The sequence below is a fragment of the Synechococcus sp. R3-13 genome (assembly GCF_047462195.1).
Classification (GTDB): domain Bacteria; phylum Cyanobacteriota; class Cyanobacteriia; order Thermostichales; family Thermostichaceae; genus Thermostichus.
In genome coordinates this window covers 1-6,762 of record NZ_JANSIO010000233.1, presented here as the reverse complement: position 1 = coordinate 6,762, position 6,762 = coordinate 1, and the positions used below count along the sequence as shown (strand labels likewise).

The window sequence follows — 6,762 nt, the reverse complement described above, 5'->3', positions numbered from 1 at the left end:
CAGTCAACGGGGGTTCATGGTGATGACGGGGGGCGGCAGCGGCATCATGGAAGCCGGCAATCGAGGGGCAGGGCTGGAGAACTCTTTTGGGCTCAACATCCAGCTTCCCTTCGAGCAAATGGCCAATCCCGTCATTGCTGCCAGCGATCGGGTTATCAACTTCAAGTATTTCTTTTCCCGCAAGCTCTTTTTTGTCAAAGAAACTGACGCGCTGGTGCTTTTTCCCGGCGGTTTCGGCACTCAGGATGAAGCCTTTGAATGCCTAACCCTGATGCAAACCGGCAAAACCAAGCTCATGCCCTTGGTGCTGGTGGACAGAACAGGTGGCTGCTACTGGAAAGAATGGGACGAATACGTGCGGGAGCACCTGCTTGGTCGCGGCTTGATCAGCCCAGAAGATCTCTTCCTCTACACCCTAACCGACGACGTGGAAGATGCCTGCCAGCAGATTGTCGATTTTTATCGCGTCTTTCACAGCAATCGCTACGTGCGAGAGCTCCTGGTTTTGCGCTTGAACACCAGACTCTCACCGGAAGCCCTAGACATCTTAAACGAAGAGTTTGCCGATATTCTCGATTCGGGCCGGATCGAGCAAACTGGGGCCTTGCCGGAGGAAGCCGAGGAAGATATTGCCCATCTGCCACGGCTGGTGATGCACTTCAACCAGCGCAACTTTGGACGGCTATGGCAAATGGTGCGCCGGATCAACAAGCTTCACCCGGAACAGCCGGATCCTCTGCAAATGCGCCCTGAACAAAAGTAGATGTATCAGCGCTCTCAGAACCATCCAAGAACCAGCAGCCAATTGTTTTGGTGGTGCTCCCAATGGGCCGGTTGTTTGTCAAAATCTGCGGCATCACCCGTCAGGATCAGGCGGAGGCCATCGCCGCGCTGGGGGTGAGTGCCCTTGGGTTCATCGCGGTGCCCAATACCCCCCGCTATTTGCCCCTCTCGGAAATGGCTCGTTGGGTGGGATCCCTGCCCGACCACGTGGAAAAAGTAGGGGTCTTTCTGGATCAGGATCCCCGCGCCATCGCCGCCTGGGTGGAAACGGTGGGCCTCACGGCTGTCCAGTTGCATGGCCAAGAATCCCCGCAAGATTGTCAGCAATTGGGGGAATGGCTTCCCGGGATCCGCCGCATCAAAGCCCTGCGCATTCGCCAGCCGGCGGATCTGGAAGTAGCCCATCTCTACCGAGACTGTGTGGAGGTGCTGCTTTTGGATGCCTATCACCCCCAACAGGCGGGGGGAACGGGGCGAACCCTGAATTGGCCAGAACTTGCCCACCGCTCCCTGCCCTTGCCTTGGCTACTGGCTGGTGGGCTGAACCCGGACAATGTTCTGCAGGCGCTCAGCCACCTGCAGCCAAGCGGCATCGACCTCTCCAGTGGTGTGGAACGTCGGGCAGGCGATAAAGACATCGACAAAGTCCGGCACCTGCTGCAGCAGCTTGGCTCCCAAGGGTGGGAGATTGCTCCTACTCTGCCGCCGATAACGCCAAGCGCAACGGGATGATCATTTGGCTGGGTTCCTACTGCAGCGACTGAATATCCAACCCCGGCTCGAACATCAGCTCTTTCACTTCCCCAAATCGGCCCATCACTCCAAGCTCCCGGTCGTTGAAGGTCACCAGCACGCCGCCTGCATTGCCGGTACGCAACACGATTGACTGCTCCGCTTCCCAATTCAACTCGGCCCCTGGCTGTAAAGTGGCCTCAAAAACCGTTTGCCCATCGGCGATGACCCGCAACCAGGAAGGGCGCTCCACAACGCGAATATCCAGACGCACCGGCTTGCGCCCCGCCCCCCCTGAGTGAGCTTCCAAGACCTCGGGGAAGACGCCCTGAATGCGCGTCCATTGGTCGAGGGTGGGAAACAGTTGGCGGGCCGTGGGCTGAGCTGCCGACAGAGTGGGATCCGGGGAGTTGGCAGCAGGCGGTTGCTGGCCGGAGCCTTCCCGGCCAACTGTTGGCAGGCTCACCAGCCAACGCCCAAAAGGATTGCCTGTGCCTTCCAAAAGAGCCGACAATCCCCCCACCGTCAGCACAATCAGCACCACATAAGCGGCCCAAAGGTGGAGAGGGCGCAGGGCAAAGGCAGGTTGCTGGCCGACAACAGCAAGAGGAGCTGGCGCGCGGGGGGTTTTGGCCGATAAAAGCGGAGAGGCACGCCGAGAGAGGGTTTCGCCATCCAACCCCAAATAGTCGGCATAGCGCTTGAGAAACCCTTGCACATACACCGGCTCCGGTAACCGGCTCAAGTCAGCTTCCTCCAGCGCCTGCAGATATTGGCAGCGAATGAAGGTATCGTTAGCTACTTCTGTCAACGTCAGTCCCCGTGCCTCCCGTGTTTGCCGCAACAGGGATCCCAGGGCTTCTAAAGAGTGTGCTGGCTCTTGCATCATTTGGCCACCTGCGGAAGAAAGGAGGCTACTGTGAGAGTTTGCACTCAGTTAGAGGCTCTGACGAGCTAATCGCGTGAGCGGGCCGGAGGCCTTAGAGGGCGCTTCCCGATCGCGTAAGCGGGACGGAGTCCTTGCGAGGATGAGCTGCTGTGCCCGGTGAGAGGGGCCAGCAAAGCTTGGAGCTCATGGGGATCCAACTGGCGGAACTGGCCTGCTTTCAGGTTGCCCAAGCCCAGTGGGCCAATGGCTTCCCGATGTAAGCTGAGCACCGGATGCCCAAGACGCTCCGCCACCCGCCGAATTTGCCGGTTGCGTCCCTCAAACAACACCACCCTCAGCCAGGAGCAATTGGGATGCTCCCTTTGCCGGAAATCCGGGGCAGGACAAAACTCCACCTCCGCCGGCAGAGTGGTGTACCCCTCTAAATCTACTCCGTCTCGCCAATGTTGCAGAGTGGCCTGACTCGGATGCCCTTGTACCTGTACCCGGTAGGTTTTGGGCAGATGATAGCGCGGATGGGTCAGCTTCAAGGTCAAGTCGCCATCATTGGTGAGCAGCAAAGCGCCACTGCTGTCCGCATCCAGCCGGCCCACCGGGTAGAGGCGGGTTTGCCGTTTCCAAGATGGGGGGAGCAGATCCAGCACCGTCTTGCGTCCCCAAGGATCTGCACAGGTTGACAAAACCCCCACTGGCTTGTGCAGGAGCAAAACATAGCGCGCCGGATCCTTGGCCAAAGGGATCACTTGCCCATTCACCTCGATGCAATCCCGCTCTGGGTCGGCTTTGGAGCCCAGCTCAGTGACCACCTTCCCATTGACCCGAACGCGCCCGGCCAGGATCCAGGCTTCCACCTGGCGACGCGAGGCCAATCCCTGCTGAGCCAAGAGCTTCTGTAGCCGTTGGGGTTCTGCCATGGGGATTTGAGCAGCAAAAGCAGCAACCGAAGCTGAGGGTACTAGGCGGCGGAGCCTGAGGCGTCTGGCCCGCTTGCGCGAACGGGGTTGGAGAGTCGGTCGGACACACCAGCAGAATTGGAGGGCAACAGCAGCATCTCCGACTGAGACTCTGAGTTTCCTCCTAGAGAATAGCTGAGGCCACAGTCGAACTCTTCTGCCAGCCGACAGACTTCCTTGAGATCTCCCACCGACCAAATGCTCCAACTGCTGCGAATTTGGTTATCCACCCACACTTCCACGCGGTTGCCTTCGATGTGAAGGATGCGCTTGGGCTGGGCTTCTGAAGGGCAGCCTGCAGGCTCGGCCAAGACCTCCGGCCCGCTTACGCGAACGGAAGATTTTTGCCTCAAGGCCCCCAGAGCCGCCATGAGCTGCGGCAGAGCCAGCAAAAGGTGCTGAGTGGCCTGTTGGGGTTGCCCTTTCAAGCAGGAAACCAAAGCTTCGGTAACACTCTGGTTTAGGGCCTGCAGAGCTTGGAGTGGAGTAGCACCCCCTAGAGAGGGATCCGGTTGCAGTGGGCTTTGAACATCCATGAAAAGGCAGGAAAGGCATGGACAGCAACCTTACAGCCCTTTCGCAGGTTGACCACAACAACGCCGCTGCCCTTTGGAGCAGAGCGCTCTGGTTTGCGCAAGTGTGCCGCAGACATGGAGTCCTGTACGGATAGACGATCGGGGGAAGGGCTGTATAGCTCCCTTAAGCCTAACAAATCCAAAAACTTCAGGGCCCGCTTACGCGACACGAACGGTAAAAAATCTTTCTTCCATGTTGTCCGCATTGCTGCAAAGCAAAGGCCTCTCTATCTGGTCTGCTTAGCCATCGGTGCAATTATTCACCGCAATTATTCACCGCCCGATGGTTTTTCTTCGCCCTCGGCGGTGTTCTCTAGCGGTTCCTCAACCCCAGTCTGGGCCTTGGCCTCAGAGGTCTGTCTCAGTTGGTTGAGCAGAGCCAAAACGCGGGATCCCCGCTCCAAAGAGCGATCCTGCAAAAACACCACCGTTGGCACCCGTCGCAGGCTGAGGCGCTGGCCGATTTCCCGCCGCACAAAGGGTGTGGCCGCTGCTAGCCCTTCCATAGCTCGGTGTTGAGCTGTCTCATCCCCATAAATGCTGACGAAGATGCGGGCGTTTTGCAGGTCATTGGAAACCTCGACATCCACAATGCTGACCATCCCTGCCCCAACCCGGTCATCTTTGATCTCCGAGAGCAGGATTTGGCTGACCTCTCGTTTGATCAGCTCTGCTACCCGTGCCACCCGTCGCGCTGTCGCCATTTCTGGATACCTAGGCTAACATCATCCGCAAGCCTGCTCTGGCTGGTGTGGAGCTCAGCCCTTGCCGGCTCGATCCCAAGAACAGTAGCCAATGCTACGAGCATCTCTTCCTTCCACCTTTATCCTGAGTCCATGTCCATCTTGCCTTGAGTATGAATACCTAAAGCCATCGATGGATGGATGGAGACGTGATGATCAAGACGCCAGAGGCGCTGCGGCGCTCCATTGAGCAGTTCATGCTGAATGTGACGGAGCCGCTTGACCCGTTGCTCTCGCTGAAGCTGACTCAGCTTGTGGTGATGTTGGGGGATACAGCTTACGCGATGGGATACAGCGATGGCCAGCAAAAGCCGGATGAGCGCTGCCGCTATTGTCCCAGTCGGGTGTTCGACAGTCTAGAGCTTTGATAGGGTTCTTCAAGGTTCTTTACAACGCAGTGTAGCTTCTGGCTGCCCAGGATCCCGGCCTTGGGGGGGGTGAGTTGAAAGAGGCGGTGGAAACCAGCCAAGATGGGATCCCATTGCTTGGCAGCCTATGACTTCCCCCGTTTTGCTTTGGCATCGTCGCGATCTGCGGTTAGGGGACAACACAGCTCTTCATGAGGCAGCCCAGCGCAGCTCTCAGGTGGTGCCTGTCTTCATTTTCGACCCGCAGATGCTGAGACGGTCGGACATGGCCCCAGCTAGGGTGGCCTTTTTGCTTCAGGCTCTGCAAGAGCTCCAAGAGCGCTACGCCCAGATGGGGATCCCACTGATCTGGCGGCTGGGGGATCCCTCGGTGGAGTTGCGGTGCTTGGCCACAGACCTGGGAGCCAGGGCCGTGTTTTGGAATGCCGATGGGGAGCCGTTCGCCCTACAGCAAGAGAGTCGAGTGCAGGCCAGTTTGGCCGCAGCCGGGATCCAGTCCTTCTCTTACCAAGACATGCTGCTGCACGGGCCGGGGGAAGTGTTGACCCAAGCGGGGGAGCCCTATTCGGTCTTCACTCCCTTCTGGCGCAGGTGGGCGAGCTTGCCCAAGCGGGATCCCTACCCAACCCCCGAGGGTCTGCAGCCGGTATCGGGACTAAAAGCGCAGCCTCTACCGACTTTGGCAGATTTGGGCTTTGTCTGCGACCAGCGGATCCCAGCAGCGGGGGAAGCAGCGGCTCAAGCCCTTTTGGAAGACTTTTGTCAGGGTTTGCGCATTTTGGACTACGAGCGAGCCCGCAACTTCCCGGCTGAGCCGGGCACTTCTCTACTGAGCCCCCACTTGTGCTGGGGAACGATCGGCATTCGCCAGGTGTGGCAAGCCACGCGGGAGGTGGAAGCCGAGGTGCGCAGCCAAGAGGCCGAAAGCAGCTTGCAAACTTGGCGGCAGGAGCTGTGCTGGCGAGAGTTTTACAAGCATGTCTTGGCCCACTGGCCCCACGTGGAAACCGGAGCCTATCGACGAGCCTTCGACGCCCTGGAGTGGGACAATCGGCAGGACTGGTTTCAGGCCTGGTGCACCGGTCAGACGGGCTACCCCATCGTGGATGCGGCCATGCGCCAACTGAACGAAACTGGCTGGATGCACAACCGCTGCCGCATGATTGTGGCCAGCTTCCTGACCAAGGATCTGCTTATCGATTGGCGCTGGGGGGAACGCTACTTTATGCAAAAGCTGGTGGATGGGGATCTGGCGGCCAATAACGGCGGTTGGCAGTGGAGCGCCGGTGTGGGCACGGATCCCAAGCCCCTGCGCATCTTCAACCCGGCCACGCAAGCAGCCCGCTATGACCCGGAAGGAGAGTACATCCGTCGCTATCTGCCGGAGCTGGCACGGCTGGATACGCCGGCTCTGCTGTGGGTGGGAGATGACCCCAAGGGAGCCTGGGCTTTGCGGGAACGGCGAAGTTGTGGCTATCCGGATCCCATTGTGGATCACAAGGTGCAGCAGCAGGAGTTCAAACGGCGCTACCAGGCGGTGCAGCAGGGGTACTCCAAGTCTGTTCAACGATCAAACGATCATAGAAATCCAAGCGTTGTGTAGTCTCGTAAAAAAAGGGAATCCAATGGATCCCCCGTGGCTACCAGAGCTTAAGGCAAATGCCCGTCCAAAGCAGGTAACTGCAGCACTAGGTCGTGTTGATCTTATGTTAGGATAGA

8 protein-coding genes and 1 pseudogene are annotated in these 6,762 nt (G+C 58.7%); 4 read left to right on the top strand and 5 right to left on the bottom strand.

Annotation, left to right across the window (positions count from 1 at the left end; all coding sequences use genetic code 11):
• Together NW856_RS07370 and NW856_RS07365 are read left to right on the top strand one after the other, a co-directional pair.
• On the top strand, positions 1-763 hold a 763-nt coding region (locus NW856_RS07370), incomplete at its 5' end, for an LOG family protein (protein WP_414399677.1).
• Positions 764-825: 62 nt separating this feature from the next.
• Complete coding sequence (locus NW856_RS07365) at positions 826-1,515, top strand: phosphoribosylanthranilate isomerase (RefSeq protein ID WP_414399676.1); 690 nt, start codon at positions 826-828, stop codon at positions 1,513-1,515.
• 16 nt (positions 1,516-1,531) lie between these two features.
• On the opposite strand, the gene NW856_RS07360 is transcribed toward NW856_RS07365, so the two are convergent.
• The 5 genes and pseudogenes from NW856_RS07360 to rbfA all read right to left on the bottom strand — a co-directional run bounded on the left by NW856_RS07360 (position 1,532) and on the right by rbfA (position 4,636).
• Entirely contained in the window at positions 1,532-2,194 is a 663-nt protein-coding gene (locus tag NW856_RS07360; protein ID WP_414382536.1) for a DUF4115 domain-containing protein, read from the bottom strand.
• Positions 2,192-2,401, bottom strand: a pseudogene (locus tag NW856_RS07355) (helix-turn-helix domain-containing protein); the annotation flags it as partial. The gene NW856_RS07360 and the pseudogene NW856_RS07355, both read right to left, overlap by 3 nt.
• Positions 2,402-2,469: 68 nt before the next feature.
• The gene (locus tag NW856_RS07350; protein WP_414399675.1) at positions 2,470-3,318 is read right to left on the bottom strand and encodes a pseudouridine synthase; all 849 of its coding nucleotides are present in this window, start codon (positions 3,316-3,318) and stop codon (positions 2,470-2,472) included.
• Positions 3,319-3,359: 41 nt separating this feature from the next.
• Positions 3,360-3,893 (bottom strand): hypothetical protein, encoded by a 534-nt coding sequence (locus tag NW856_RS07345; protein WP_414399674.1) that lies wholly within the window; start codon positions 3,891-3,893, stop codon positions 3,360-3,362.
• Positions 3,894-4,201: 308 nt separating this feature from the next.
• On the bottom strand, positions 4,202-4,636 hold the full coding sequence (gene rbfA / locus NW856_RS07340; protein WP_414399673.1) for a 30S ribosome-binding factor RbfA: 435 nt from the start codon (positions 4,634-4,636) through the stop codon (positions 4,202-4,204).
• A gap of 176 nt (positions 4,637-4,812) precedes the next feature.
• On the opposite strand from rbfA, the gene NW856_RS07335 reads away from it, so the two are divergent.
• Positions 4,813-5,043 (top strand): hypothetical protein, encoded by a 231-nt coding sequence (locus tag NW856_RS07335; protein ID WP_414399672.1) that lies wholly within the window; start codon positions 4,813-4,815, stop codon positions 5,041-5,043.
• Positions 5,044-5,170: 127 nt separating this feature from the next.
• Positions 5,171-6,646 (top strand): cryptochrome/photolyase family protein, encoded by a 1,476-nt coding sequence (locus tag NW856_RS07330; protein ID WP_414399671.1) that lies wholly within the window; start codon positions 5,171-5,173, stop codon positions 6,644-6,646.
• Positions 6,647-6,762: the final 116 nt, after the last annotated feature.